Below are 26,358 nucleotides of genomic sequence, written 5' to 3' on the forward strand. Positions count from 1 at the left end.
TTCCATGGACGCTTTTAACTACCGGGACGGCGAGCTGTTCGCGGAAGGCGTGGCGTTGTCCGCGATTGCCCAGCGCTTTGGCACCCCAACCTATGTGTATTCCCGTGCGCATATCGAAGCCCAGTACCGCTCGTTCACCGATGCCCTCGACGGTGTGCCGCACCTGGTGTGCTACGCGGTCAAGGCCAACTCCAACCTCGGCGTACTGAATGTCCTGGCCCGCCTCGGCGCTGGTTTCGACATCGTGTCGCGTGGCGAGCTGGAACGTGTACTGGCCGCTGGCGGCAAGGCTGACAAGATCGTGTTCTCCGGCGTCGGCAAGACCCGCGATGACATGCGCCGCGCCCTGGAAGTCGGCGTGCATTGCTTCAACATCGAATCCACCGACGAGCTGGAACGCCTGCAGGTCGTGGCCGCCGAAATGGGCGTTCGCGCGCCGATCTCCCTGCGCGTCAACCCGGACGTCGATGCCGGCACCCACCCATACATTTCCACCGGTCTCAAAGAGAACAAGTTCGGCATCGCCATTGCCGACGCCGAGGACGTATACATCCGCGCCGCGCAACTGCCGAACCTGGAAGTGCTGGGTGTCGACTGCCATATCGGCTCGCAACTGACCACGCTGCCGCCGTTCCTGGATGCGCTCGACCGCCTGCTGGCGTTGATCGACCGTCTCGGTGAATGCGGCATCTACCTGCACCACATCGACCTCGGTGGTGGCGTGGGCGTGCGTTATCGCGACGAAGAGCCGCCGCTGATTGCCGACTATATCCAGGCTGTGCGCGAGCGCATCGAAGGCCGTGACCTGACGCTGATGTTCGAGCCTGGCCGCTATATCGTCGCCAATGCCGGCGTGCTGCTGACCCAGGTCGAGTACCTCAAGCACACCGAGCACAAGGATTTCGCCATCGTCGATGCGGCGATGAACGACCTGATCCGCCCGGCGCTGTACCAGGCCTGGATGAATGTCACCGCCGTGACGCCGCGCGCCAGCGAAGCCCGCGCCTACGACATCGTCGGCCCGATCTGCGAGACCGGCGACTTCCTGGCCAAGGACCGTCAGCTGGCCCTGGAAGAAGGCGATCTGCTGGCCGTGCATTCGGCCGGTGCCTACGGGTTTGTCATGAGTTCCAACTACAACACCCGCGGCCGTATCGCCGAGGTGTTGGTGGACGGTGATCAAGCGTTTGAAGTGCGTCGCCGCGAGACGGTAGCCGAGTTGTATGCTGGCGAAAGCCTGCTGCCGGAGTAAGCCATGCTGCTGCGTTTTACCAAGATGCACGGGCTGGGCAATGATTTCATGGTCCTCGACCTGGTCAGCCAGCACGCGCATATCCTGCCCAAGCACGCTAAACAGTGGGGCGACCGTCACACCGGCATTGGTTTCGACCAATTGCTGATCGTCGAAGCGCCGAGCAACCCGGAGGTGGATTTCCGTTACCGGATCTTCAACTCCGACGGTTCCGAAGTGGAACAGTGCGGCAACGGTGCACGCTGCTTCGCCCGCTTTGTGCTGGACAAGCGCCTGACCGCCAAGCGGCAGATCCGCGTCGAGACCAAGAGTGGCGTGATCGAGCTGGATATCCGCAGTGATGGCCAGATCAGTGTCAACATGGGCGCGCCACGCCTGGTGCCGGCGGACATCCCGTTCCAGGCTACCGAGCAAGCTGTCAGCTACGCGCTGGACGTTGATGGCAAGACCATCGATATCGCCGCCGTGTCCATGGGTAACCCTCATGCGGTGCTGCGGGTCAACGACATCAATAACGCCCCCGTGCATGAATTGGGGCCGAAAATCGAACACCACCCGCGCTTTCCGGCGCGGGTCAACGTGGGTTTCCTGCAGGTGATCGACCGTACCCGCGCGCAATTGCGTGTATGGGAACGCGGCGCCGGCGAAACCCAGGCCTGCGGTACCGGTGCATGCGCCGCTGCCGTGGCCGCGATCAGCCAGGGGTGGATGGATTCGCCGCTGCTGATCGACCTGCCCGGTGGACGCTTGTCCATCGAGTGGGCAGGCCCAGGCCACCCGGTGATGATGACCGGGCCGGCCTCGCGCGTATACGAAGGACAGGTCCGTCTATGAGTGAGCCAATCCAATGACCGATAAGCCTCAAGTACCCGCAGAAGCGTTCCCGAGCGAAAGTCTGGAGGCCGCTGCCGTCGCGGCGTACCTTGAGGCTAATCCGGACTTCTTCGTCGAGCACGAAGAACTGCTGCCGGCGCTGCGCATCCCCCACCAACGTGGTGACACGGTGTCGCTGGTGGAGCGGCAGATGAAGATCCTGCGCGAGCGTAATATCGAGATGCGCCACAAGCTCTCGCACCTGATGGACGTCGCCCGCGACAACGACCGCCTGTTCGAGAAAACCCGCCGCCTGATCCTGACCCTGATGGACGCTACCAGCCTGGAAGAAACGGTGATCGCCGTGGAAGACAGCCTGCGCCAGGACTTCCAGGTGCCGTTCGTGAGCCTGATCCTGTTCAGCGACAACCCGATGCCGGTGGGACGCTGGGTCAGTGGCAGCGACGCACAAACCGCCATCGGCGGCCTGCTGTCCGAAGGCAAGACCATCAGCGGCACCTTGCGCGAACATGAGCTGGACTTCCTGTTTGGTGCCGAACAGCGCAAGCAGATCGGTTCCACGGCGGTAGTCGCGCTCAGCCATCAAGGCCTGCACGGCGTGCTGGCCATCGCCAGCCGTGATCCACAGCATTACAAAAGCTCAGTGGGCACGCTGTTCCTGACCTACATCGCCGAGGTACTGGGCCGCGTCCTGCCGCGCTTCACCACCGCCCTGCGCGCGGTGCGCTAGCCATGGAACGGCAACTGGACGCTTATTGCGCTCACCTGCGCAACGAGCGCCAGGTGTCGCCCCATACCCTGGAAGCCTACCGGCGGGACTTGAACAAGGTCCTGGCGTACTGCGAAAAACAACAGATCGGCAGCTGGAAGGCCCTGGATATCCAGAGCCTGCGCAGCCTGATCGCACGCCTGCACCAGGCAGGTCAATCCTCGCGCAGCCTGTCGCGACTGCTCTCGGCGGTACGCGGGCTCTATCACTATTTGAACCGCGAAGGCCTGTGCGATCACGACCCGGCCAACGGCCTGTCACCACCCAAGGGCGAACGGCGCCTGCCCAAGACCCTGGATACCGACCGCGCCCTGCAATTGCTGGATGGCGCCGTTGAAGATGACTTCCTGGCCCATCGCGACCAGGCCATCCTTGAGCTGTTCTATTCATCGGGCCTGCGCCTGTCGGAGCTGACTGGCTTGAATCTCGACCAGTTGGACTTAGCGGACGGCCTGGTGCAGGTACTCGGTAAAGGCAGCAAGACCCGCGTGTTGCCGGTGGGCCGCAAAGCCCGCGAAGCCTTGCTCCTGTGGTTACCGCTGCGCCTGCTGACCAATCCGGCGGATGATGCGGTGTTTGTCAGCCAGCAAGGCCGGCGCCTGGGGCCACGGGCGATTCAAGTGCGGGTCAAGGCCGCCGGCGAGCGCGAGCTGGGCCAGAACCTGCACCCACACATGCTGCGACACTCTTTTGCCAGCCACCTGCTGGAATCATCCCAGGACCTGCGCGCGGTTCAAGAGCTGCTCGGCCACTCCGACATCAAGACCACACAGATCTACACCCATCTGGACTTCCAACACCTGGCAACGGTGTACGACAGCGCCCATCCACGGGCCAAACGAATCAAGGGCGGCGACTCATGAGTATCAAGCTGATCACCTTCGACCTGGACGACACACTCTGGGACAACGTACCCGTCATCATCAGTGCCGAAGCGTCGATGCGAGAATGGCTGGCGCTTAACGCCGCCAAGGTCGGCGACTTGCCGCTGGAGCACTTCGCCAGTCTTCGCCAACAGGTGCTGGAACGCCATCCCGAGCTGAAACACCGAATCAGCATCCTGCGCCACCGGGTGTTGATGCATGCGTTTGAAGAAGCCGGTTATCCACAGCCCAAGGCTACGCAAATGGCGGATGTGTGCTTCGAAGCGTTCATCCATGCGCGCCACCAGCTCACGGTGTTCCCGGAAGCCGAGCCGATGCTGCAAGCCCTGCGTCAGCACTTTTTGCTGGGGGTGATCACCAACGGCAATGCCGATGTGCAGCGTGTTGGCCTGGCGGATTACTTTCATTTTGCCTTGCGCGCCGAAGATATCGGCATTGCCAAGCCGGATGCGCGGTTGTTTCAGGAGGCGTTGCAGCGTGGTGGGGTGGATGCCAATGCAGCGGTGCACGTTGGCGATCACCCAGGGGATGACATTGCTGGGGCGCAGCAGGCGGGGCTTCGAGCGGTGTGGTTTAACCCGATGGGCAAAAAATGGGACGCCGATAAACGCCCTGACGCAGAGATTCGCAACTTGAACGAGCTGGCGCCACTGCTCCAGAGCTGGAAATAATCAACCTGTAGGAGCTGGCTTGCCGGCGATGAGCCCCTTGAGTCCAGCACATATTTCAAGGACGCCATCGCCGGCAAGCCGGCTCCTACAGGTTACCTGCCCGCAGGCATGAAAAAGCCCGCAGCGACGGCGGGCTTTTCCTACAAGCAGGTGACTGACCTCAGATAGGTCGGCTGCCGTACTTGTTATCCGGTTTCTTCGGTGGATCCGCCACCACGTTGGCCTCGACCTCCTGCACTTTGCCGCCTTTAGCGAGGAACTCTTCCATCGCACGGGCCAGGGCATCACGCTCTTTGTTCTTGGCTTCAACGCTCGGCAATTCATCTACCGACACCGCTGCCTTGGCTTTGCCTTTGGCAGCCGGGACAGGTGCATCATCGCCACCGTCGTCGTCAGCAACGTCTTCCGCCGCCGCTTCAAGACCTTCTTCGGTGTCGTCTTCGTCACCTACTTCGAGTTCGTCGTTTTCCAGATCATCGTCGCTCATGTTCTACCTCATGACTTGCGAAAAGCAGATTAGTTATAGCCCAGCTTCACCCTCTGTCGACGGCTGCCGGAAAAAAATCAACATCCACTGGATAACCAGTGGCTTATGCCCCGTCACCGTGCAAGGTGGCGAGGACTTTACGAGCACCGCCATGATCACGGTGCTCGCCCAGATAAACACCTTGCCAGGTCCCCATCGCCAAGCGGCCGGCCTTCACCGGCAAACTCAGCTGGCAGCCCAGGAGACTGGCCTTGAAGTGCGCCGGCAAGTCATCCGGACCTTCGTCGTTGTGTTCAAACCCTGCAAGGCCTTGGGGCACCAGCGAGTTGAAATAACGCTCGAAGTCACGGCGAACCGCCGGGTCGGCATTCTCGTTGACGGTCAACGAGGCCGAGGTGTGCTGCAGCCACAGATGCAACAAGCCCACGCGACAGGCCTTCAATTCAGGCAAGCCGGCCAGCAACTCATCGGTTACCAGGTGAAAGCCCCGGGGCTTGGCCCGCAGGGTAATCAGGGTCTGTTGCCACATACAGTTCTCCGCCCATCGGCGCGCATTCTAGCGCGCTCTGGGAAAAAACAAAGTGCCGAATACGCCCACATACCTGTAAGACATTGGCACGCAGAAAAGTGCCGAGTGCATCCCATCACAAACACTGGATAAAAACCGGTACAGCTCGTTATGACTGACAAACAACAGACAAAAAAATGCCCGGCAAGCCGGGCATCTTTTTTTCACGCTATTACAAGTTGTAGCCGCGTTCGTTGTGTTGCGCCAGGTCGAGGCCGACGGCCTCTTCCTCTTCGGTCACCCGCAGGCCCATGACCATGTCCAGCACCTTGAGGATGATGTAGGTCACGATCGCCGTGTAGATCACAGTGAAGCCAACGCCTTTGCACTGGATCCAGACTTGCGCAGCGATGTCAGTCACCGTGCCGAAGCCGCCCAGCGCAGGGGCTGCGAACACACCGGTGAGGATCGCACCGACGATGCCGCCGATACCGTGCACGCCGAAGGCGTCCAGGGAGTCGTCGTAGCCCAGCTTGCGCTTGAGGCTGGTGGCGCAAAAGAAGCAGATCACACCGGCAACCAGGCCGATCACCAGGGCGCCCATCGGGCCCACGGTGCCTGCGGCTGGGGTGATTGCAACCAGACCAGCGACTACGCCCGAGGCAATGCCCAGTGCGCTTGGCTTACCGTGGGTGATCCACTCGGCGAACATCCAGCCCAGTGCAGCAGCAGCGGTAGCGATCTGGGTGACCAGCATCGCCATGCCGGCAGTACCGTTGGCCGCAGCCGCGGAGCCGGCGTTGAAGCCGAACCAGCCGATCCACAGCATCGCCGCGCCGATCAGGGTGTAACCCAGGTTGTGCGGAGCCATCGGGGTGGTCGGGAAGCCTTTGCGCTTGCCGAGCACGATGCACGCCACCAGGCCAGCCACACCGGCGTTGATATGCACCACGGTGCCGCCGGCGAAGTCCAGCACGCCCCAGTCCCACATCAGGCCACCGTTGCCGCTCCACACCATGTGCGCGATCGGCGCGTAGACCAGGGTGAACCAGATCGCCATGAAGATCAGCATCGCAGAGAACTTCATACGCTCGGCGAAGGCACCGACGATCAGCGCCGGGGTGATGATGGCGAACGTCATCTGGAAGGTAATGAACACCGCTTCCGGGAACAATGCCGCAGGGCCAGTGATGCTGGCTGGGGTCACGCCCGCCAGGAACGCCTTGCCCATGCCGCCGAAGAAGGAGTTGAAATTGACGACGCCCTGTTCCATACCGGTGGTATCGAACGCGATGCTGTAGCCGTAGACGACCCACAGGATGCTGATCAGGCCGGTGATCGCGAAGCACTGCATCATCACCGACAGAATATTCTTGGAGCGGACCATGCCGCCGTAGAACAGCGCCAGGCCAGGGATGGTCATGAACAGCACCAAAGCGGTGGCGGTCAGCATCCAGGCGGTGTCGCCGGAATTGAGGACTGGAGCAGCCACTTCGTCTGCCGCCATGGCCAGGCTTGGCATTACGATGGACAACAGGGCTCCGAGCCCTGCGAATTTACGCAGAGTCATATTGTTTTCTCCTGGGGCGTTGGGGTTTGGCGGCTTAGATTGCGTCGGTATCGGTTTCGCCGGTACGGATGCGAATAGCCTGTTCCAGATTGACCACGAAGATCTTGCCGTCACCAATCTTGCCGGTGTTGGCGGCCTTGGTTATCGCCTCGATAACCCGATCAAGATCCTTGTCGTCAATGGCGACATCAATCTTCACCTTCGGCAGGAAATCGACCACGTATTCCGCGCCGCGATACAGCTCGGTATGACCCTTCTGCCGACCGAAGCCTTTGACCTCAGTAACGGTAATGCCCTGCACGCCGATCTCGGACAACGACTCGCGCACATCGTCCAACTTGAACGGCTTGATGATGGCAGTGACTAGCTTCATGAAAACTCTCTCCCGAATTGGTGGACTTGCCCCAGGAAAACAAACCCGTCTCAAGTCTAAGCGCAGTGCCTGGCTTTGTAACGCGTCGTCGCCTCGGCATTTGCCTTTGCGACGCCAGCGAACCACTGGTGACGAAACCTGTACCCCTGATCCGTCGGCGCACTGCATTCGTCACAGCGACTGCATCAGTGCATGGGTCATGATCGTCTAAGCAGAAACCTTGCCAGCTCCGTAAAAATCACTGAAATCAGTCCTTTGTCCCCTTATGCCCACCTGCGGGCCTCTTCGGCGGTTGCAATGCGCACAAAAACAGTGCGCCGCCGCCCGACCCTCTGCGCGAAAAGCGTGCGCCCGCCGTCGTGAAAAAGACTATAGACGCTGCGTGATACACTGCCGGCCAACAGTTTTCCGGAATATTTCCCATGCTCGCGCCCAAAGACCTCCTCGACGCCCTGAGCGGCCACGCCTCTCGCCTGTTCAGCGGTGACACGCCGTTGCCCCGCAATGAAATCGAAAGCCAATTCAAGGCATTGCTGCAAAGCGGTTTCAGCAAGCTCGACTTGGTGAGCCGGGAAGAGTTTGATAGCCAAATGGTAGTGCTGGCCCGAACGCGTGCGCGGTTGGAAAGCCTGGAGGCTAAAGTGGCCGAGCTGGAAGCGCGGTTGACGCCAGCCGGCGAATAACCGGCATCAATCGGTCCATGTGGGGCTTGCCGGCCCTCGACCGGCGCCTGCTGAAAATACAATTCAGCTTTTTGCTGGTGGTACTCGGTGGCCGCTGCAACCAACTCGCCGTGGCGTGGTGGGCCTTGCAGGAAACCGGTTCCGCCGTCGCCTTCGCCAACATGATCGCCTGCTCCATCGCGGCAGAGGTGCTGGCCCGCCCGCTGCTGGGATGGCTGGGCGACAAGTACAACAAGATCCTGATCCTGAGGCTGGCCTCCCTGACCAGCGTGCTGACCGCGCTGTGGATGGTTTTTCTGTCTGCAACGCAGCTGTTCAACCCCTGGAGCGTCGGCGCCTTGATGCTGGTCAGCAGTGCCGTCGCCGGTGTGCGTGACCCGTTGCAGTCATCGATCATTCCCTTGTTTGCGCGTGACGATCAGGTCTCACTGGCCATGCGCACCAAAAGCATGCTCTCGTCCATTTCCAACCTGCTTGGGCCAGTCATGGCCAGCGCGTTGATTTTCAGCTTCGGCACCACGCTGGCGTTTACCGTCGACTTCTTTGCGATGCTTGGCGCGGCAGTGCTGATTACCTCGATCCCACTCCGCCTCGACGCCAGCGCCCCCGATGAACAAATCCCGGCTGCCAGCGGCTGGCGCATGATTTACTCGGGCTTCAAGGCGGTCTATCAGGTGAAGGTCGAGTTCTACCTGGCCCTTGTGGCGATGCTCATCAACTTTGCCCTGTTTCCGTTTTTTACCATCCTGCTGCCGCTCTACGTGAAGACGGTTATCCACTTCCCGATCACTTACCTCGGCCTGCTGGATGCGTGCTTCGGCCTGGGCATCCTGGCGGGCAGCTACAAGATCACCGGTTGGTTGACCTATCGGGTGTCCCGCGACCTGTGTGTCGCCGCAGGCTTTGCGCTGTTGGGCGGCAATATGTGGCTGGCCGGCACGCTCTCATCGATAGTCGTCGTACCCCTGGCGTTTTTCTGCGGTGGGGTGGGCCTGATGCTGATCAACATTCCGACCTCTGCGGTGAGGCTGCTGGCGACCCCCAAGCAACATCGCAACCGGATGTTCGCCACCGTGTCCTTCCTGTCCGCGGCAGCCAGCCCGTTGGGCAGTTTCGCCATGAATGGCTTGATCGCTTACCTCGGCGTCGCCCTGACCATCGCGTCGCTGGGGGCGATGGTGCTGGGGTTGTCACTGCTGGTGTTCCTGATTCCCGATTTCCGCACCTTTATGCGCACCCCAGACACTCAACTCAACAGCGCTTACCTGGATAAGTATCCCGGCGCCTTTGCACGTTGATACGTCCTGTAAAAGTCTGATTCGTTGTACTTCCGTTCCCTCGACTACCTTTGAGAAACCGCAGGAAGCGGTCTCCATTGTTCAAGGAACGAGCATGTCCCTCGCCATCGTCCACAGCCGCGCCCAGATTGGCGTGGAAGCCCCCGCCGTCACCGTCGAAGTGCATATGGCCAATGGTTTGCCATCCCTGACGCTGGTGGGCTTGCCGGAAACGGCGGTCAAGGAAAGCAAGGACCGGGTGCGCAGCGCCATTCTCAATTCTGCGCTGCAATACCCTGCCCGCCGCATCACGCTGAACCTGGCGCCCGCCGACCTGCCCAAGGACGGCGGGCGTTTTGACCTGGCGATTGCCCTGGGAATCCTGGCGGCCAGCGCGCAGGTGCCGGCGTTGACGCTCGACGACGTGGAATGCCTGGGAGAACTAGCACTGTCCGGCGAAGTGCGGGCAGTGAAAGGCGTGCTGCCGGCGGCCTTGGCGGCACGCAAGGCCGGACGCACCGTGATAGTGCCGCGGGCGAATGCCGAGGAAGCTTGCCTGGCGTCGGGGTTGAAAGTGATCGCCGTGGATCATTTGCTGCAGGTGGTGGCGCACCTGAACGGACATCAGCCTATCGAGCCCTACAAATCCGACGGTTTGCTGTACCTGAACAAGCCTTACCCGGACTTGAGCGAAGTACAGGGCCAGCTTGCTGCCAAGCGCGCACTGCTGATTGCCGCGGCGGGGGCGCATAACCTGCTGTTCAGCGGCCCGCCCGGCACCGGCAAGACATTGCTCGCCAGCCGGCTGCCGGGTTTGTTGCCACCGTTGAGTGAGCAGGAAGCGTTGGAAGTGGCGGCGATTCAGTCGGTTGTCAGCCTGGCGCCCTTGAGCCACTGGCCCCACAGGCCGTTTCGCCAACCGCACCATTCAGCGTCGGGCCCGGCGTTGGTAGGGGGCGGGTCAAAGCCGCAACCGGGAGAAATCACCCTGGCCCATCACGGCGTGCTGTTTCTGGATGAGCTGCCAGAGTTCGACCGCAAAGTGTTGGAGGTGCTGCGCGAGCCACTGGAATCAGGGCATATCGTAATTTCCCGTGCCCGCGACCGCGTGAGCTTCCCTGCCCGCTTCCAACTGGTCGCCGCCATGAACCCCTGCCCGTGCGGGTACATGGGCGAACCCAGCGGACGCTGCCGCTGCACGCCGGAGCAGATCCAGCGCTATCGCAACAAGCTCTCTGGGCCACTGCTGGACCGCATCGACTTGCACCTCACTGTGGCGCGAGAAACCACCGCGTTGAATCCTACCCGGCAGGCGGGCGATAACACGGCCGAGGCCTCGGCACGGGTCGCCCACGCCCGCGATCGCCAACAGCAACGCCAAGGCTGTGCGAATGCTTTCCTTGATCTGCCGGGGCTACGCAAGCACTGCAAGCTGGCGAAGGTCGACGAATGCTGGCTGGAAAACGCCTGTGAACGGCTGACGCTTTCCCTGCGCGCAGCCCATCGGCTGCTCAAAGTGGCGCGTACCTTAGCCGACCTTGAGCACGCTGATAGCATCACCCGGGCGCATCTGGCGGAAGCGTTGCAGTATCGGCCCGCGGCTGTTGGCTAGGGTGACTCTGGGAAGTCGAGCAGCAACCGCGCCACTTCCATCACTTCATCCAAGGCCGCCTCGGCCGATTCCGTGGAGGGTTTGAGCATCAAGTCGTCGGCGTAGCCCATCGCCACGGCAAAGATCTGGCGGGCGGCGCGTTGTGGCGAGTCACAACGCAGGACATTGGCAGCGACACCTCGCTCGATCACTTCGGCGAGCATACCTTGCCATTGAGCATTGATTACCAGGTAAGCCTGGGCCATTTGCGGGTCTTGCATCGCTTCGTCCCAGGCATCCAGCCACAGCGCCCAGCCTGCATCCGCGGTGCTCGGAAGGCAGTCACGCAGAAAACGCACGAAGGCTTCCAGAGGTGGTGCTTCTGCCAGAGGCGCCCGCACTTCGTCCAACTGTTCGTTGGCAAACCGCACAAAGGCTTCGCGGCGCAGCTCCTTCCAATCACTGAAGTAGTGATAAACGTGGCTACGGGACAACCCGGCATGTTCGGCCAGGTCGCGGGTGGACACATCGGCAAACCCCTTGCTGCGAAACAGCTCCAGGGCGGCGGCGATGATCTGGTCTTTACGGTCGATACGCGACATGGCAATTCCTTTCGGCACCGGCAGATAGGCGGCGCTTGCTTTTTGAGCGAGCGCTCAAGGATACTTGAGCAGTCGCTCAATAATAGCGTCTATCATCCCTTTGGTGCACCCATGACATCCGTCACTCCTCAAATCCTGATCGAAGAAAGCAAGAAAATCGGCCAGCAATCCGCCGGCCAAACCCTCAAGGCGATCGCCAAAGCCTATCCCGGCAAGCTGTTCGGCACGCTGTCATTGGTTGCACTGGAAAATGCCCTGCTGCTGGCATACCCGTTGTTTGCCGGGTTTGCGGTGGATGCAATCATCCGTGGCGATGCCAGCAACGCTCTGTTCTATGCCGCCGTGGTCCTGGCGTTCTGGGTCGTCGGTGCGGCACGCCGGGCGCTGGACACCCGAACCTTCACCCGGATCTACGCCGACCTGGCGGTGCCGGTGATCCTGAACCAGCGCCTGCAGAACCACAGCACCTCCAAGTCAGCGGCACGGGTGGTGCTCGCACGGGAATTCGTCGACTTCTTTGAGAAACACGTGCCGATCATCGCCACGGCGCTGGTATCGATTATTGGCGCGGCGGTGATGCTGATCGTGATCGAGCCCTGGGTCGGCCTTGCGTGCTTGGGCGCACTGGTGCTGTGCATCACGCTGTTGCCGCGCTTTGCCCAACGTAACCAAGAGCTGCATGAGCGCCTGAACAACCGCTTGGAAAAGGAAATCGACCTGGTGGAAAAAGTCGGTGCGCCGACCTTGCGCCGCCACTACCAGGTGCTGTCGCGCCTGCGGATCTGGCTGTCAGACCGCGAGGCCGCTGCGTACCTGTTTCTCGGTACGCTGGCCGCCTTGCTATTTGTGGTCGCCATCAGCCAACTGGCCTTGTCCCCCGCCGTCAAGGCCGGTCACGTGTACGCGGTCATGACTTACCTGTGGACCTTCGTCACCAGCATGGACGAAGCCCCAGGCATGGTCGACCAACTGGCGCGCCTCAAGGACATCGGCAAGCGCGTGGACCCAGGGCTGGGCGACCGCTAGGTCTCAACGAAACCGATCCACCTCATGCCGCAAGCCTGCCGCCAGGGTCTCCAGTTCCTTGGCGGTGATCGCCAGGTTCGACACCACTTCGCGCTGCTCGCTGTTGGCCAGCGCGATGCTCTGCAGGTTGCTGCTGAGCAAGGTTGCGGTGCTGCTCTGCTCTTGGGTGGCGGTGGTGATCGCCGCGAACTGCTGACCGGCCGAGCGGCTTTGCTCGTCGATGCGCGCCAGGGCCGACGCCACATCGGCGTTACGCGAAAGGCCTTCCTGCATCAACACATTGCCGCGCTCCATGGTGCTGATGGCGTTGCCGGTTTCCTGCTGGATGCTCTGGATCATCCCGGAGATCTCGTCGGTGGCCTCGCGGGTACGCGACGCCAGGTTGCGTACCTCATCGGCGACCACGGCAAAGCCTCGGCCTTGCTCACCCGCGCGTGCGGCTTCGATGGCGGCGTTGAGTGCCAGCAGGTTGGTTTGTTCAGCAATCGAGGTGATCACACCGACGATCCCGCCGATTTCCTGGGAGCGCTGGCCGAGAGTGTTGATCACCGTGGCAGTGCTGTTCAGGGCGGTGGCGATGTGTTCCAGGGACGACGAAGCCTCTTGCATCGAGTTGCGCCCGATACGGGTTTGCTGGGCGTTTTCCTGGGCCAGCCGTTCGGTGCTGCCCATATTGTCGGCGATGTTCAGCGAGGTGGCGCTGAACTCTTCTACCGCGCCGGCCATGCTGGTGATCTCGCCGGACTGCTGCTCCATGCCTTCATACGCACCACCGGACAACCCGGACAACGCCTGGGCGCGGCTGTTGACCTCTTCGGCCGCCTTGCGGATATGCGAGACCATGGTCGACAGCGCTTCACCCATCTGGTTGAAGCTGCGCGCCAGTTGACCGATTTCGTCATGGCTGGACACATTCAGGCGTGCGCTCAAGTCACCCGCACCCAAGGCTTCGGCCTGGCGCACCAGGTCGCCCAACGGCGCTAATTTGCTACGCAGCAGCCAAACCGTTGCGCCGACCGCCAGCAACATGGCCAGGACGCTACCGATCACCAGGCGGATGCCGACGTCCCACGTCACCGAGCGAATCTCAGCCTTGGGCATGCTCGCGACGACTGCCCATGGCCCGCCTTCGAAGGGCACCGAGACACTGTAGAAGTCTTCGTTCTTGTCCGCCCAGAAGCGGCCCGAACCCGGCGCCTTGGCCAGGTCCAGCATCACCGGGATCGCCTGGTCCAGCGCCTGCACACCAGCCGGCGGCACCAGCCAGCGCTTCTGCTCGTCCAGCAACGCCAGGGAGCCGGTCTGGCCGATACGGAAGCGCTTGAGGTTCTCGAATTGGGCATTCTGCGCATCGGTGTAGTCAAACCCGATGAACAACACGGCGATGACCTGGCCGCTGCTGTCACGCACCGGGCTGTACTGGGTCATGTAGGAGCGGTCGAACAACACCGCACGGCCGATGTAGGTCTGGCCGCCGAGCACGCGCTGATAGGCTGGCCCCTGACGATCCAGCACCGTACCGATGGCACGGTTGCCGTCCTGCTTGGTCAAGGAGGTGCTGATACGGATGAAGTCTTCGCCGCTGCGCACAAACACCGTGGCCACGCCGCCGGACATCTGCTTGAACTCATCCACTTCATCGAAGTTGTTGTTCAGCACTTCACTGCCCAGGTACAGGCTAGGGGTTTGTACCCCAGCCACAGTCACCGGCTGGTCTGCATGCACACTCAAGCCCGCGCCGAAGCGCTTTTCAAACAGCCCGCTCAAACGCTGGGTACTTTCGCGCAAGGTGCTGTGGAAGGTATTGAGTTGGTCGGCGAGCAAGCGCGCCTCACTGGCCAGGTGTTCCTCGCGGGTCGCGAGGTTGGCGGAGTCGAGAGAACGCAAGGCAAACACCGTACTGCCGCTGATGACGACAGCCAGAATCACCGCTAACGCGAGGCCTAACTGGGAGGCAATCCGAGCACGAGGTTGAGACATGACAGCTCCTGGCCGAGGCCAGGATCATCCTGATCTCATAGCGCTGCTCGGCAAATTATCTAGTGGGTAGCGTTGGTGCACGATGGTTCCAACACACCTACTTCGGCGGGCCGAGGCAATACTTGAGCGAATCACAGGGGTATCGCGCAAACGATTGCACGAATGGTCTGCGAGCACTCAATCGAGGCGTTCGACTGGCGGCAGTTCCATCGCCTTGACCTCGGCCTGCAGAAACTCCGCCAAACGCCTCAATCGCTCGCCGCCGGGGCGGGTTTTCGGCCACACCAGGTAATAATTTTCGCCACTGGCGACCGCCGTCGGCCAGGGTAGGCTCAGCCGCCCCTGGGCCACATCTTCGGCCACCATCAGCAAGTCTCCCATGGAGACGCCGTAACCTCGCGCGGCGGCGATCATGCCCAGTTCGAGGGTGTCGAACACCTGTCCGCCCTTGAGCGACACCTGTGATGACAAGCCCATGCGCTCCAGCCAGTTGCGCCAATCGCGACGGTCAGGCGTGGGGTGCAGCAGTTCGGCGGTGGCCAGGCGCGCCGCATCCCAGGGCCCATCCTCCAGCAGATTTGGCGCACCTACGGGGATCAGCAATTCCGGAAATAGATAACTGGCCTCCCAATCCGCCGGAAAATGCCCGTAGCTCAGCAGCACCGCACAGTCGAACGGCTCCTGGTTGAAATCCACCTCGTCCACACTCATCCAGGCGCTGGTCAGTTGCACTTCGTTGCCTGGCTGCAATGCCCGGAAACGGCTGAGCCGCGCCAACAGCCAACGCATGGTCAGGGTGGACGGCGCCTTCATGCGCAGGATGTCGTCTTCGGCATTCAAGGTATGGCAGGCCCGCTCCAGCGCGGCGAAACCTTCGCGCACGCCGGGCAATAGCAGGCGCGCCGCTTCGGTGAGCTGCAAGGTGCGGCCACTGCGCTGGAACAGGCGGCAGGCGAAGTGCTCTTCCAACGTGCGGATATGTCGACTCACCGCACTTTGCGTGATCGACAACTCCTCCGCCGCGCGGGTGAAGGAGTTGTGCCGGGAAGCGGCCTCAAAAGCCCGCAAAGCGTAAAGAGGAGGAAGACGACGGGACATAGGGAAGGCTCCGACAGCGCAATGCGCAAACCCTACCAGAATCGAACAGGTATGAGTTTTAATCATGTGAACGATCGCATTTATCCCTTTGTGCAATGTGCTGAGAGCGCCGAGAATCAACCCTTCCCCAATCCTCCGATTTCTCGAGTGTGATGATCATGCAACATCCGGCACGTACCGAACTCTGGGCCATTCTGCGGTTGTCAGGGCCGTTGATTGCCTCACAGTTGGCGCACATGCTGATGGTGCTGACCGACACCCTGATGATGGCGCGCCTGAGCCCCGAAGCCCTGGCCGGTGGAGGCCTGGGCGCAGCGAGCTATTCGTTCGTGTCGATTTTCTGCATCGGCGTGATTGCCGCCGTGGGCACGCTTGTCGCTATCCGTCACGGCGCCGGTGATATCGAAGGGGCTACCCGCCTTACCCAGGCCGGACTGTGGCTCGCCTGGCTGATGGCCTTGGCGGCTGGCTTGCTGCTGTGGAACCTCAAGCCGCTGCTGCTGATATTCGGCCAGACGGAAACCAACGTGCAGTCGGCCGGGCAATTCCTGACGATCCTGCCGTTCGCGCTGCCCGGCTACTTGAGCTTCATGGCCTTGCGCGGCTTTACCAGCGCCATCGGCAAAGCCACTCCGGTGATGATCATCAGCCTCGGCGGCACAGTACTGAATTATCTGCTCAACCACGCACTGATCGAGGGCATGTTCGGACTGCCCAAACTCGGCCTGATGGGCATCGGCTTGGTCACCGCCATCGTCGCGAACGGCATGGCACTGGCGCTGATGTGGTACATCCGCAGCAACCGCGCCTATGCCGCCTACCCACTGGCCCCCGGCCTGATGCGCCTCAATACCCAGTACCTGCGCGAGTTGTGGCGCCTGGGCCTGCCGATTGGTGGCACCTATGCGGTGGAGGTCGGGTTGTTTGCCTTTGCGGCGCTGTGCATGGGCACCATGGGTAGCACGCAGTTGGCGGCGCACCAGATCGCGCTGCAGATTGTGTCGGTGGCGTTTATGGTGCCGGCGGGGATGTCTTACGCGGTGACCATGCGCATCGGCCAGCATTACGGCGCCGGGCAGTTGCTGCAGGCACGCCTGGCCGGGCGTGTCGGCATAGGATTTGGCGCAGCAGTGATGTTGGGATTTGCCGCCATGCTGTGGCTTTATTCCGACCCGTTGATCGGACTGCTCATCGACCATAACGACCCGGCGTTCCACGACGTGATCGTCCTGGCCGTCAGCCTGCTGGCCGTAGCGGCGTGGTTCGAACTGTTCGACGGCGTGCAAACCATCGCCATGGGCTGCATTCGCGGACTCAAGGACGCCAAGACCACCTTCCTGATCGGAGCGGGCTGCTATTGGCTGATTGGGGCACCGTCGGCCTGGCTGATGGCCTTCACCCTGGGCTGGGGGCCGACCGGCGTATGGTGGGGCTTGGCCCTGGGCCTGGCGTGCGCGGCAGTCAGCCTGACCTGGGCGTTTGAAGCCAAGATGAAGCGCATGATTCGGCAGGAGCCGGAACCTCACCAGGCACTCCACACCGCGCATTAACCTGTAAGAGCCGGCTTGCCGGCGATGGCGGCGTGTCAGTCAGAACATCTGATACTGATACACCGCTATCGCCGGCAAGCCGGCTCCTACAGTTGACTGGGTTCGCAACCCGTTCATCCCAGCAAGGCCTGCTGGCTTTTCCCGAACGTCAGGTACTCCACCAACTCCGGTAGCGGCAGCGGCTTGCTGATCAGGTAACCCTGGGCCTGGTCACAACCAAACAGCCTCAACAACGCCAACTGCTCCGGCGTTTCCACACCTTCGGCAACCACTTCCAGATTGAGGTTGTGCGCCAGATTGATCATCGCGTGCACCAACTTGCGGTTCTCTTCACGCTCTTCCATGCCACCGACAAAGCTCTTGTCGATCTTCAACAGAGCAATCGGCAGGCTGTTGAGGTGCACGAACGATGAGAAGCCGGTGCCAAAGTCATCCAGGGAAAACCGCACGCCGAGGCGGCCGAGGGCGTCCATGGTCTGCTTGACCAGATCGCTGCGGCGCATCACGGCGGTTTCGGTGAGTTCAAACTCCAGCCACTGCGCCTCCACGCCCCGCTCGGCAATCAGCCGACTGAGGGTGGAGAGCAACTGGCTGTCCTGGAACTGGCGGAACGACAGGTTGACCGCCATGTGCAGCGGCGGCAGGCCACGTTCGCGCAGGTCCTGCATATCGCGCAGGGCGCGGGAGATGACCCAGTAGCCCAACGGCACGATCAGGCCGCTTTGCTCAGCCAGGGGCACGAACTCACTCGGCGGCAACAGGCCGCGCTCGCCATGCCGCCAGCGCACCAGGGCTTCAAGGCCGACGATATGCCCGTCGTCCAGGTCCAGGCGCGGTTGGTAATGCAGCTCCAGTTCGTCACGCCGCAAGGCGCGGCGCAATTCACTTTCCAGGTCGGCCAGGCTGCGCGCGTTGCGGTTGATGCGTTCGTTGAAAATATGAAAGGTGCAGCCCTGGGTGCTCTTGGCCTGTTGCATGGCGATATGCGCGTGCCACATCAGCGGGTCGGCACCGGCACGGGCGCGGGCATGGGCCACGCCCAGGCTGCAGCCGATCAGCAGGCTTTCGCCATCCACCCAATAGGGTTCGGCCATAACTTCGGTGATGCGCTCGGCCATCCACTCGGCACGCTGGGGCGCGCGGCGGGTGTCGATCAATAGGGCGAATTCGTCGCTACCCAGACGCGCCAGTTGGTCCCCGACCTCAAGCTGGCTTTTGAGCCGCGAAACCACTTGCAGGATCAACCGGTCGCCGGCCTGGTGGCCGAGGGCGTCGTTCGCGTGGCGAAAATTGTCGAGGTCCAGATGACCAAGGGCCAGGCCACGGCCTTCGTTCTCGGCCAACCGCGCGGCGAGCAAGGTCTGAAAACCCTGGCGGTTGGCGATGCCGGTCAGCGGGTCCTGTTCGGCCAGGCGTTGCAGGGTGTTTTCCAGCACACCGCGCTCGCGGACGTGGCGCAGGCAGCGGCGCACTGTATCGGCGTCCAATACATCCCGTACCAGCCAATCGCTGACGCCAAGCGGCGCAAGCAACGGTTCCTGCTCCAACAGCAATACGCACGGCAGGCTGCAGCGCCCAGGGCCGGGTTGCAGGCTGGGCGTGGTCAACAGCACGGCGCTGTGGTCGTCATCGAACAGACGGCTCACGGACTCCCAATTTGGTGCGCTGATCAGCACAGCCCCATCGCCCATCGGCGCCAGGCACTCGCGCAACAACGCTGCCCACGCCGGCTCATCGGCCAGCAGCAGCAAACGCAAGGGTTCGACAGGCGTAGACAAGCTAGCTCCCTAGACTCTGCAAAATTTCGTGGCGGCGGGCATTATGACGCGCGGCCGGATAATCACCAATGATAGGGGTTATCAAACACGCGAACTGTAAACATTAGTCGCAAACAACCCCGACATCCTGCGGCAAAGTATCAAAACCGGCAAATTTAGATCGAGCGGTACGTCACACTGTCGTTCTGACAGAGCAGAATCCTGCGAGCCTGTTAAAATGCCCGCCCTTTTGAACAACGACTCCTAAAATTCCGTATGTCCCGACTCAATCCCCGGCAGCAAGAAGCCGTGAACTACGTCGGCGGCCCTCTATTGGTGCTCGCCGGTGCAGGCTCCGGCAAGACCAGCGTGATCACCCGCAAGATCGCGCACTTGATCCAGCAGTGCGGCATCCGCGCCCAGTACATCGTCGCCATGACCTTTACCAACAAGGCGGCGCGGGAAATGAAAGAGCGCGTCGGCACCCTACTCAAGGGTGGCGAAGGCCGTGGCCTCACTGTGTGCACCTTCCACAACCTGGGGCTGAACATCATCCGCAAGGAGCATGTGCGGTTGGGCTACAAGCCGGGCTTCTCGATCTTTGACGAGACCGACGTGAAGTCGCTGATGACCGACATCATGCAAAAAGAGTACGCAGGCGACGACGGCGTGGACGAGATCAAGAACATGATCGGCGCCTGGAAAAACGACCTGATCCTGCCCGCCCAGGCGCTGGAAAACGCACGCAACCCCAAGGAACAGACCGCCGCCATCGTCTACACCCACTACCAGCGCACGCTAAAGGCGTTCAACGCGGTGGACTTCGACGACCTGATCCTGCTGCCGGTGAAGCTGTTCGAAGAACACGCCGACATCCTCGAAAAATGGCAGAACAAGGTGCGCTACCTGCTGGTGGACGAATACCAGGACACCAACGCCAGCCAATACCTGCTGGTGAAAATGCTGATCGGCAAGCGCAACCAATTCACCGTGGTCGGCGACGATGACCAGTCGATCTACGCCTGGCGCGGCGCCCGCCCGGAAAACCTGATGCTGCTCAAGGACGATTACCCGTCGCTGAAAGTGGTGATGCTGGAGCAGAACTACCGCTCCACCAGCCGCATCCTGCGCTGCGCCAACGTGTTGATCTCGAACAACCCCCACGAGTTTGAAAAACAACTGTGGAGTGAGATGGGCCACGGCGACGAGATCCGCGTGATCCGCTGCCGCAACGAAGACGCCGAAGCCGAGCGCGTGGCCGTGGAAATCCTCAGCCTGCACTTGCGCACCGACCGGCCCTACAGCGATTTCGCGATCCTGTACCGCGGCAACTACCAGGCCAAGCTGATCGAGCTGAAATTACAGCATCACCAGGTGCCGTATCGCCTGTCGGGCGGCAACAGCTTTTTCGGACGCCAGGAAGTGAAAGACCTGATGGCCTACTTCCGCCTGATCGTAAACCCGGACGACGACAACGCCTTCCTGCGCGTGATCAACGTGCCGCGCCGCGAGATCGGCTCCACCACCCTGGAAAAACTCGGTAACTACGCCACCGAACGCAAGATCTCGATGTACGCCGCTACTGACGAAATCGGCCTGGGCGAACACCTGGACACGCGCTTCACCGATCGCCTGTCGCGCTTCAAGCGCTTCATGGACAAGGTGCGCGAGCAGTGCGCCGGCGAAGACCCGATCAGCGCCCTGCGCAGCATGGTCATGGACATCGACTACGAAAACTGGCTGCGCACCAACAGTTCCAGCGACAAGGCCGCGGATTACCGCATGAGCAACGTCTGGTTCCTGATCGAGGCACTGAAGAACACCCTGGAAAAAGACGAAGACGGCGAAATGACCGTCGAAGACGCCATCGGCAAGCTGGTGCTGCGCGACATGCTCGAGCGCCAGCAGGAAGAGGAAGACGGCGCCGAAGGCGTGCAGATGATGACCTTGCATGCGTCCAAGGGTCTGGAATTCCCCTACGTGTTCATCATGGGCATGGAAGAGGAAATCCTCCCGCACCGCTCCAGCATCGAAGCCGACACCATCGAAGAAGAACGCCGCCTGGCCTACGTGGGCATTACCCGCGCGCGTCAGACGCTGGCCTTCACCTTTGCCGCCAAGCGCAAGCAATACGGCGAAATCATCGATTGTGCCCCCAGCCGGTTCCTCGACGAACTGCCGCCGGACGACCTGGCCTGGGAAGGCAATGACGACACCCCTACCGAGGTGAAGGCCGTTCGCGGCAACACCGCCTTGGCGGATATACGCGCGATGTTAAAGCGCTAGAATCGACTACTTTTTAATCTACTTTCGGCGCGCACCGCGCCATTAGAGGAAGCTTTCCGTGGAAGCACTGCACAAGAAAATTCGCGAAGAAGGCATCGTGCTTTCCGATCAGGTACTCAAGGTCGACGCCTTTCTGAACCACCAGATCGACCCGGCACTGATGAAACTGATCGGCGACGAATTCGCCGCACTGTTCAAGGATTCGGGCATCACCAAGATCGTCACAATCGAAGCCTCCGGCATCGCCCCGGCGATCATGACCGGCCTGAACCTGGGCGTACCGGTGATTTTTGCACGCAAGCAGCAATCCCTGACCCTCACGGAAAACCTGCTGTCGGCGACGGTGTATTCCTTCACCAAGAAGGTCGAAAGCACCGTGGCGATTTCCCCTCGCCACCTGACCAGCAGCGACCGCGTGCTGGTGATCGATGATTTCTTGGCAAATGGCAAGGCGTCCCAGGCGCTGATCTCGATCATCAAGCAGGCCGGCGCGACCGTCGCCGGTTTGGGGATTGTGATCGAGAAGTCGTTCCAGGGTGGCCGTGCAGAGTTGGATGCGCAGGGATACCGAGTGGAATCCCTGGCACGGGTGAAATCGTTGGAAGGCGGCGTAGTGACCTTCATCGAATAATCACGCCTGGCGGTATTTTTGTAGTGAGCGAGCTTGCCTCGCGCGGGGCAAGCCCGCTCACCACAAAAGCCCGGCGCTGCTGGCTAATTCGCGGTGGCCTGCAGGCCAGCGAGCAACAGCCGCTGATACAAATCTTCTTTCAGCCCATCGGGCTTATTCAATCCCATACGCTCCAGATGCTTGGGAAACGCCTCCGGCTCCGGCGCATCCAACGCCGCCTTGCCCAACTCCAGAATCTCAGTGAGCTTGAATTTGCTCTTGAGCCAGTTCAGCGCCCGCAGCAAATCCCGCTCCTCGTCCGTGAAATCGCTGCCCAGCGGATACTCCGGGAACAGCCGACGATGGCGCGCTTGAATCGCCTGTAGCCGCTCGGGCGTATTATCGGCAAAACGCGGGGCCAGCTTGAAATCCTTGGGCAACTTGCCGGCCTTCTGCGCCTGTTCGATCAAATCATCCTGGAAGCGTGAGTCGGCGATATTGAGCAACGCCTCGATCACCTTGGCATCCGTCTGCCCACGCAAATCGGCAATGCCATACTCGGTGATGACAATGTCCCGCAGGTGCCGAGGAATCGTGCAGTGGCCATAGTCCCAGACGATATTGGAGCTGACCTCCCCCGCCGACTCCCGCCAGCTGCGCAGGATCAGGATCGAGCGCGCACCTTCCAGCGCATGGCCTTGGGCAACGAAGTTGTACTGCCCGCCCACGCCGCTGAGTACACGACCATCCTCCAACTGATCGGCCACGCCCGAGCCGAGCAACGTCACCATGATCGCGCTGTTGATAAAGCGCGCATCCAAGCGCTGCAGGCGCTTGAGCTCTTCCTGTCCGTACAGTTCGTTGATGTAGCTGATGCGGGTCATGTTGAATTCGAGGCGTTTGGCGTGGGTCATTTCCTGCAGGCGCTGATAGAAACTTCGTGGGCCGAGGAAGAAACCGCCGTGGATCGAAATGCCATCCGGCTGTGCGGCATCATCCAGCAAACCGGCGTTGGCTTGCTCCTGTGTCGCCACGTCGGGGTAGACCTTGCGGCGGATAATCCCTGCGTCCGCCAGCACCAGCAGGCCGTTGACGAACATTTCGCTGCAACCGTAAAGGCCACGGGCGAACGGATCGACGCCGCCTTCGCGGCTGATCAACGGCGCCCATTGGTACACATCGAGGTCTGTCAGCAGCAGTCGATAGGATTCATTGTCCGCCTGGCGGGCCAACAGCGCGGCCGTCAGCGCATCACCCATGGAGCCGATGCCGATCTGCAAGGTGCCGCCGTCGCGCACAAGGGTGCTGGCATGCAGGCCGATAAAGTGGTCCTGGAAACCCACCGGCATATTCGGCGTGGAGAACAACGTGGTGCTGTCTTTTTCATCGATCAGGTAATCGAAAGCGTCCATGCCCAGTTCAGCGTCCCCGGGCATGTAGGGCAAGTCACTGTGAACCTGGCCGACCACCAGAATGGTTTCGCCGGCCTCACGACGCTTGGCAATCATGGGCAATAGGTCAAGGGTGATATCCGGGTTGCAGCTCAGGCTCAGGCGATCCGGGTGTTCGCTGCTGCTGGCGACCAACTGCGCGACCAGGTTCAGGCCCGCTGCGTTGATGTCGCGGGCAGCGTGGCTGTAGTTGCTGCTCACGTAATCCTGCTGCGCCGACTCGCTGTGCAGCAAGCTGCCGGGCTGCATGAAGAACTGCTGCACATGGATATTTTTCGGAAGGCTGCCTTTGTGCAGGTCGGCCAGGAAATCCAGCTCGGGATAATCGCCAAACACCCGCTCGATAAAGGGTTCGAGAAAGCGTTTCTGCAAGCCATCTCCCATCGTCGGCCGGCCCAGGCTCAGCGCGGTGTAGATCGTCAGTGCCCGCTCCGGCAACTTGGCGACGCGCCGGTACAGCGCGTTGGCAAACAGGTTCGGCTTGCCCAAGCCCAACGGCATGCCCATATGGATATGCGCCGGCAACCGTTCCAGTACATCGTCAACTGCTTGCTCGATTGAACACAACTGCACCATCCGACCCTCCTGAACATTCCATGATTAGGGGTTGGACCGAGCTTGCCGGGTCTTTGCTGCAAAGAACAGCGCTGAAACACAAATCACGGGTACAAAAAAGCCGCTCGAAAGCGGCTTTTTGGCGAAGATCGGTTTATTTCAAGCCGGACATCTTCTCGATCGCACCTTTGAGGTCGTCATCCGAGCAGTCGGAGCAGGTGCCTTTGGGTGGCATGGCATTGATGCCCGTAATCGCCTTGGCCAGGATGCCATCCAGGCCGCCTTGATGGTCGGCGCGTTCTTTCCAGGCAGCGGTGTCACCGATTTTTGGCGCACCTAACAGGCCGGTGCCGTGGCAAGCGTTGCAATGCTTGGCGATGATCTCATCCGGCGTCTTCGCAGCGCCGCCGCCTGCGGCGACCGCCACTTCCATGCCCTTGCACTCCTGGCCCTGGACACATACCTGGCCGACAGGCTCCAGGCGCTTGGCAATGTCATCATTGGTCGCAGCTTGAGCGCTGACAGCCCATAGGGCCAGTACGGTTGCTGGTGCAGCCAGCATTTTCATAATTAGGTTCACGCGTTCACCCTCAATGGTGGCTATTCACGCCTGCGGCCACGGTTTCGCAGGCGGCGAAAGTATAACGGTTAGCCCGCCCGGCCGAAACAACCCTATTAAATAAAGGGAGATTCGGCTTCACGGATACAGCTACGGGAGTCTCTGCAACGCTGGCAGGACGCCTCTTTTCTTAAAAGTTCGCGGGTGTGGCTGCGCTGATTAGTCGCGCCGGCACGTCGAACGGATTGCGAAAACGATGGGGCTTGGTACTTTCAAAGTAGTAGCTATCGCCCGCTTCGAGCACAAAAGTTTCAAGACCGACCACCAGCTCCAGGCGACCTTCCACCAGAATCCCGGTTTCTTCGCCTTCGTGAGTGAGCATTTCTTCGCCCGTGTCGGCGCCCGGTGGGTAGATTTCGTTGAGAAACGCAATCGCCCGGCTGGGGTGAGCCCGGCCTACCAGTTTCATGGTGACGGCGCCGTCAGAGATGTCGATCAGCTCATTGGCTTTATAGACGATCTGCGTCGGTATTTCCTGGAGGATCTCCTCGGAAAAGAACTCGACCATGGACATGGGGATGCCGCCCAGCACCTTGCGCAAGGAGCTGATCGAGGGGCTGACGCTGTTTTTTTCGATCATCGAAATGGTGCTGTTGGTGACACCCGCGCGCTTGGCGAGCTCGCGCTGGGAAAGACCCTTCAGTTTACGGATGGATTGCAGTCGTTCGCCGACGTCCAATGCAGGAGCCTCCTAGAATTCAGGCTTTGTTGTAATTGAGCGTTATCATGGCGACAGCGTTCAGTATTTACAACACTTGGGCCTAAATCCCGGGCGGTTGTGTTCGTACCGGACGATCAAGCCCCGGAATAGAGCCTTGGCACGCGGCGCAGGTTGCAAAACAGCTGGTAAGGAATGGTCTCGGCGGCGACCGCGACGTCACTGGCGAGGATGTTTTTACCCCACAGCTCCACCGTGGAACCGAGCCCGGCCTGGGGTACGTCCGTCAAGTCGATGCACAGCATGTCCATGGACACGCGGCCCAGCAAATGGCTGCGCTGCCCCGCCACCCATACCGGCGTACCGGTCGGCGCGTGACGCGGGTAGCCATCGGCATAACCCATGGCAACCACGCCGATGCGCATCGGTTTGGGCGTGATGAATTTGGCGCCGTAACCCACCGGCTCACCAGCCGGCAGTTCACGCACGCAGATCACCTTGGACTCCAAGGTCATCACCGGCTGCAAACGCGCGGCCACGGCCTGGTCTTCGCCAAACGGCGTGGCGCCGTAAAGCATGATGCCGGGGCGCACCCAGTCGCTGGACACATTCGGCCAGCCCATCACCGATGGCGAATTGCGCAGGCTAACCTCAGCCGACAAGCCCTGTCGCGCCGCCTCGAACACCGCGACCTGTTCATCGCTGCGCACACAGTCGAGTTCATCGGCGCGCGCGAAGTGGCTCATCAAAACGATCTTGGCGACTTTGCCACTGGCCAGCAGGCGTTGGTAAGCCTCCTGATAATCCTTCGGATGCAGGCCAACACGGTGCATGCCGGAATCGAGTTTGAGCCAGATAGTCAGCGGTTTGCTCAGCTTGGCTTGCTCAATCGCATCCAACTGCCACAGCGAATGCACCACGCACCAGAAATCATGCTCGATGATCAGCGGCAGCTCGTCAGCCTCGAAAAAGCCTTCCAGCAGCAGCACTGGCGCGCGAATTCCGGCAGCGCGCAGTTCCAGTGCCTCCTCGATGCAGGCCACTGCAAACCCATCCGCTTCGCCTTCCAGCGCCTGGGCCACGCGCACGGCGCCGTGCCCGTAGGCATCGGCCTTGACCACGGCAAGGGCTTTGGCCGCCGTGACTTCACGGGCCAATTGATAGTTGTGGCGCAGGGCTTGGAGGTCGATCAGGGCACGGGCAGGACGCATGGCGGCAGGCTTCTAGGCGGCAAAGTGAAAAAAAACCGGCACCGACCGACAACGTC

Annotated in this window: 24 protein-coding genes; 12 read left to right on the top strand and 12 right to left on the bottom strand. The window is 61.2% G+C overall.

Annotation, left to right across the window (positions count from 1 at the left end; all coding sequences use genetic code 11):
• The first annotated feature begins 4 nt into the window (after positions 1-4).
• From lysA to RB216_RS28410, 5 genes are read left to right on the top strand one after another with little or no spacing between them, the layout of a single operon-like run.
• Positions 5-1,252 carry a diaminopimelate decarboxylase gene (gene lysA / locus RB216_RS28390; RefSeq protein ID WP_308908137.1) on the top strand — a complete coding sequence of 416 codons (1,248 nt, stop codon included), beginning with the start codon at positions 5-7 and terminating at the stop codon, positions 1,250-1,252.
• A gap of 3 nt (positions 1,253-1,255) precedes the next feature.
• On the top strand, positions 1,256-2,086 hold the full coding sequence (gene dapF, locus RB216_RS28395; protein ID WP_028618447.1) for a diaminopimelate epimerase: 831 nt from the start codon (positions 1,256-1,258) through the stop codon (positions 2,084-2,086).
• Positions 2,087-2,099: 13 nt separating this feature from the next.
• A complete protein-coding gene (locus RB216_RS28400; RefSeq protein WP_068935429.1) occupies positions 2,100-2,816 on the top strand; it encodes a DUF484 family protein in 717 nt (238 codons plus the stop codon).
• A 2-nt stretch (positions 2,817-2,818) separates the two neighbouring features.
• Positions 2,819-3,718, top strand: a complete 900-nt coding sequence (gene xerC / locus RB216_RS28405) for a tyrosine recombinase XerC (RefSeq protein ID WP_028618449.1) — start codon at positions 2,819-2,821, stop codon at positions 3,716-3,718.
• Positions 3,715-4,410 carry an HAD family hydrolase gene (locus tag RB216_RS28410; RefSeq protein WP_308908138.1) on the top strand — a complete coding sequence of 232 codons (696 nt, stop codon included), beginning with the start codon at positions 3,715-3,717 and terminating at the stop codon, positions 4,408-4,410. The genes xerC and RB216_RS28410 overlap by 4 nt, the downstream gene beginning before the upstream one ends.
• A gap of 160 nt (positions 4,411-4,570) precedes the next feature.
• Here the strand turns inward: RB216_RS28410 and sutA are convergent, their stop codons facing one another.
• From sutA to glnK, 4 genes are all read right to left on the bottom strand, one after another.
• Positions 4,571-4,897, bottom strand: a complete 327-nt coding sequence (sutA, locus tag RB216_RS28415; protein ID WP_015886504.1) for a dormancy-specific transcriptional regulator SutA — start codon at positions 4,895-4,897, stop codon at positions 4,571-4,573.
• Positions 4,898-5,000: 103 nt separating this feature from the next.
• Positions 5,001-5,426, bottom strand: a complete 426-nt coding sequence (locus tag RB216_RS28420; RefSeq protein ID WP_010567185.1) for a secondary thiamine-phosphate synthase enzyme YjbQ — start codon at positions 5,424-5,426, stop codon at positions 5,001-5,003.
• A gap of 211 nt (positions 5,427-5,637) precedes the next feature.
• Entirely contained in the window at positions 5,638-6,975 is a 1,338-nt protein-coding gene (locus RB216_RS28425) for an ammonium transporter (RefSeq protein WP_016975881.1), read from the bottom strand.
• A gap of 34 nt (positions 6,976-7,009) precedes the next feature.
• On the bottom strand, positions 7,010-7,348 hold the full coding sequence (glnK, locus tag RB216_RS28430; RefSeq protein ID WP_002555808.1) for a P-II family nitrogen regulator: 339 nt from the start codon (positions 7,346-7,348) through the stop codon (positions 7,010-7,012).
• Positions 7,349-7,770: 422 nt separating this feature from the next.
• On the opposite strand from glnK, the gene RB216_RS28435 reads away from it, so the two are divergent.
• From RB216_RS28435 to RB216_RS28445, 3 genes are all read left to right on the top strand, one after another.
• Positions 7,771-8,031 (top strand): accessory factor UbiK family protein, encoded by a 261-nt coding sequence (locus RB216_RS28435; protein ID WP_010207460.1) that lies wholly within the window; start codon positions 7,771-7,773, stop codon positions 8,029-8,031.
• A gap of 17 nt (positions 8,032-8,048) precedes the next feature.
• Complete coding sequence (locus RB216_RS28440; protein ID WP_308908139.1) at positions 8,049-9,329, top strand: MFS transporter; 1,281 nt, start codon at positions 8,049-8,051, stop codon at positions 9,327-9,329.
• Positions 9,330-9,423: 94 nt separating this feature from the next.
• Positions 9,424-10,920, top strand: coding sequence for a YifB family Mg chelatase-like AAA ATPase (locus RB216_RS28445; RefSeq protein ID WP_028618452.1), 1,497 nt, complete (start codon positions 9,424-9,426; stop codon positions 10,918-10,920).
• On the opposite strand, the gene RB216_RS28450 is transcribed toward RB216_RS28445, so the two are convergent.
• Positions 10,917-11,501 carry a TetR/AcrR family transcriptional regulator gene (locus RB216_RS28450; protein ID WP_308908140.1) on the bottom strand — a complete coding sequence of 195 codons (585 nt, stop codon included), beginning with the start codon at positions 11,499-11,501 and terminating at the stop codon, positions 10,917-10,919. The two genes, RB216_RS28445 and RB216_RS28450, sit on opposite strands and share 4 nt — an antisense overlap.
• Positions 11,502-11,612: 111 nt before the next feature.
• On the opposite strand from RB216_RS28450, the gene RB216_RS28455 reads away from it, so the two are divergent.
• A complete protein-coding gene (locus tag RB216_RS28455) occupies positions 11,613-12,527 on the top strand; it encodes an ABC transporter six-transmembrane domain-containing protein (RefSeq protein WP_028618454.1) in 915 nt (304 codons plus the stop codon).
• A 3-nt stretch (positions 12,528-12,530) separates the two neighbouring features.
• Here the strand turns inward: RB216_RS28455 and RB216_RS28460 are convergent, their stop codons facing one another.
• The gene (locus RB216_RS28460) at positions 12,531-14,507 is read right to left on the bottom strand and encodes a methyl-accepting chemotaxis protein (RefSeq protein WP_122729850.1); all 1,977 of its coding nucleotides are present in this window, start codon (positions 14,505-14,507) and stop codon (positions 12,531-12,533) included.
• A 177-nt stretch (positions 14,508-14,684) separates the two neighbouring features.
• On the bottom strand, positions 14,685-15,605 hold the full coding sequence (locus RB216_RS28465) for a LysR substrate-binding domain-containing protein (RefSeq protein ID WP_028618456.1): 921 nt from the start codon (positions 15,603-15,605) through the stop codon (positions 14,685-14,687).
• 152 nt (positions 15,606-15,757) lie between these two features.
• Here RB216_RS28465 and RB216_RS28470 point away from each other — a divergent pair, with 152 nt between their 5' ends.
• On the top strand, positions 15,758-17,155 hold the full coding sequence (locus RB216_RS28470) for a NorM family multidrug efflux MATE transporter (RefSeq protein WP_028618457.1): 1,398 nt from the start codon (positions 15,758-15,760) through the stop codon (positions 17,153-17,155).
• A gap of 113 nt (positions 17,156-17,268) precedes the next feature.
• On the opposite strand, the gene RB216_RS28475 is transcribed toward RB216_RS28470, so the two are convergent.
• Positions 17,269-18,933 carry a putative bifunctional diguanylate cyclase/phosphodiesterase gene (locus tag RB216_RS28475; RefSeq protein ID WP_028618458.1) on the bottom strand — a complete coding sequence of 555 codons (1,665 nt, stop codon included), beginning with the start codon at positions 18,931-18,933 and terminating at the stop codon, positions 17,269-17,271.
• A 255-nt stretch (positions 18,934-19,188) separates the two neighbouring features.
• Between RB216_RS28475 and rep the strand changes: the two genes are divergently transcribed.
• Positions 19,189-21,198, top strand: a complete 2,010-nt coding sequence (gene rep, locus RB216_RS28480; RefSeq protein ID WP_028618459.1) for a DNA helicase Rep — start codon at positions 19,189-19,191, stop codon at positions 21,196-21,198.
• Between the two features lie 58 nt (positions 21,199-21,256).
• On the top strand, positions 21,257-21,829 hold the full coding sequence (locus tag RB216_RS28485) for a xanthine phosphoribosyltransferase (RefSeq protein ID WP_025856334.1): 573 nt from the start codon (positions 21,257-21,259) through the stop codon (positions 21,827-21,829).
• A gap of 83 nt (positions 21,830-21,912) precedes the next feature.
• Here RB216_RS28485 and RB216_RS28490 read toward each other — a convergent pair whose 3' ends face one another.
• The 4 genes from RB216_RS28490 to alr all read right to left on the bottom strand — a co-directional run bounded on the left by RB216_RS28490 (position 21,913) and on the right by alr (position 26,302).
• The gene (locus tag RB216_RS28490) at positions 21,913-23,835 is read right to left on the bottom strand and encodes an acetyl-CoA hydrolase/transferase C-terminal domain-containing protein (protein ID WP_236317241.1); all 1,923 of its coding nucleotides are present in this window, start codon (positions 23,833-23,835) and stop codon (positions 21,913-21,915) included.
• 133 nt (positions 23,836-23,968) lie between these two features.
• The gene (locus RB216_RS28495) at positions 23,969-24,382 is read right to left on the bottom strand and encodes a c-type cytochrome (RefSeq protein WP_016975909.1); all 414 of its coding nucleotides are present in this window, start codon (positions 24,380-24,382) and stop codon (positions 23,969-23,971) included.
• 181 nt (positions 24,383-24,563) lie between these two features.
• Positions 24,564-25,112 carry a cupin domain-containing protein gene (locus RB216_RS28500; RefSeq protein ID WP_003176893.1) on the bottom strand — a complete coding sequence of 183 codons (549 nt, stop codon included), beginning with the start codon at positions 25,110-25,112 and terminating at the stop codon, positions 24,564-24,566.
• Between the two features lie 116 nt (positions 25,113-25,228).
• Complete coding sequence (gene alr, locus RB216_RS28505) at positions 25,229-26,302, bottom strand: alanine racemase (protein ID WP_028618461.1); 1,074 nt, start codon at positions 26,300-26,302, stop codon at positions 25,229-25,231.
• Positions 26,303-26,358: the final 56 nt, after the last annotated feature.

The organism is Pseudomonas canadensis, from assembly GCF_030980095.1.
Classification (GTDB): domain Bacteria; phylum Pseudomonadota; class Gammaproteobacteria; order Pseudomonadales; family Pseudomonadaceae; genus Aquipseudomonas; species Aquipseudomonas canadensis.

What these genes read in the sequence shown, in the direction of transcription:
- RB216_RS28440 (WP_308908139.1), top strand. Translation starts at nt 8,049, where the DNA reads ATGTGGGGCTTGCCGGCCCTCGACCGGCGCCTGCTGAAAATACAATTC.
- alr (WP_028618461.1), bottom strand. Translation starts at nt 26,302, where the DNA reads ATGCGTCCTGCCCGTGCCCTGATCGACCTCCAAGCCCTGCGCCACAAC.
- RB216_RS28400 (WP_068935429.1), top strand. Translation starts at nt 2,100, where the DNA reads ATGACCGATAAGCCTCAAGTACCCGCAGAAGCGTTCCCGAGCGAAAGT.
- sutA (WP_015886504.1), bottom strand. Translation starts at nt 4,897, where the DNA reads ATGAGCGACGATGATCTGGAAAACGACGAACTCGAAGTAGGTGACGAA.
- RB216_RS28465 (WP_028618456.1), bottom strand. Translation starts at nt 15,605, where the DNA reads ATGTCCCGTCGTCTTCCTCCTCTTTACGCTTTGCGGGCTTTTGAGGCC.
- RB216_RS28460 (WP_122729850.1), bottom strand. Translation starts at nt 14,507, where the DNA reads ATGTCTCAACCTCGTGCTCGGATTGCCTCCCAGTTAGGCCTCGCGTTA.
- rep (WP_028618459.1), top strand. Translation starts at nt 19,189, where the DNA reads ATGTCCCGACTCAATCCCCGGCAGCAAGAAGCCGTGAACTACGTCGGC.
- RB216_RS28455 (WP_028618454.1), top strand. Translation starts at nt 11,613, where the DNA reads ATGACATCCGTCACTCCTCAAATCCTGATCGAAGAAAGCAAGAAAATC.
- xerC (WP_028618449.1), top strand. Translation starts at nt 2,819, where the DNA reads ATGGAACGGCAACTGGACGCTTATTGCGCTCACCTGCGCAACGAGCGC.
- RB216_RS28425 (WP_016975881.1), bottom strand. Translation starts at nt 6,975, where the DNA reads ATGACTCTGCGTAAATTCGCAGGGCTCGGAGCCCTGTTGTCCATCGTA.
- glnK (WP_002555808.1), bottom strand. Translation starts at nt 7,348, where the DNA reads ATGAAGCTAGTCACTGCCATCATCAAGCCGTTCAAGTTGGACGATGTG.
- RB216_RS28495 (WP_016975909.1), bottom strand. Translation starts at nt 24,382, where the DNA reads ATGAAAATGCTGGCTGCACCAGCAACCGTACTGGCCCTATGGGCTGTC.
- RB216_RS28410 (WP_308908138.1), top strand. Translation starts at nt 3,715, where the DNA reads ATGAGTATCAAGCTGATCACCTTCGACCTGGACGACACACTCTGGGAC.
- RB216_RS28445 (WP_028618452.1), top strand. Translation starts at nt 9,424, where the DNA reads ATGTCCCTCGCCATCGTCCACAGCCGCGCCCAGATTGGCGTGGAAGCC.
- RB216_RS28490 (WP_236317241.1), bottom strand. Translation starts at nt 23,835, where the DNA reads ATGGTGCAGTTGTGTTCAATCGAGCAAGCAGTTGACGATGTACTGGAA.
- RB216_RS28435 (WP_010207460.1), top strand. Translation starts at nt 7,771, where the DNA reads ATGCTCGCGCCCAAAGACCTCCTCGACGCCCTGAGCGGCCACGCCTCT.
- dapF (WP_028618447.1), top strand. Translation starts at nt 1,256, where the DNA reads ATGCTGCTGCGTTTTACCAAGATGCACGGGCTGGGCAATGATTTCATG.
- RB216_RS28450 (WP_308908140.1), bottom strand. Translation starts at nt 11,501, where the DNA reads ATGTCGCGTATCGACCGTAAAGACCAGATCATCGCCGCCGCCCTGGAG.
- RB216_RS28470 (WP_028618457.1), top strand. Translation starts at nt 15,758, where the DNA reads ATGATCATGCAACATCCGGCACGTACCGAACTCTGGGCCATTCTGCGG.
- RB216_RS28420 (WP_010567185.1), bottom strand. Translation starts at nt 5,426, where the DNA reads ATGTGGCAACAGACCCTGATTACCCTGCGGGCCAAGCCCCGGGGCTTT.
- lysA (WP_308908137.1), top strand. Translation starts at nt 5, where the DNA reads ATGGACGCTTTTAACTACCGGGACGGCGAGCTGTTCGCGGAAGGCGTG.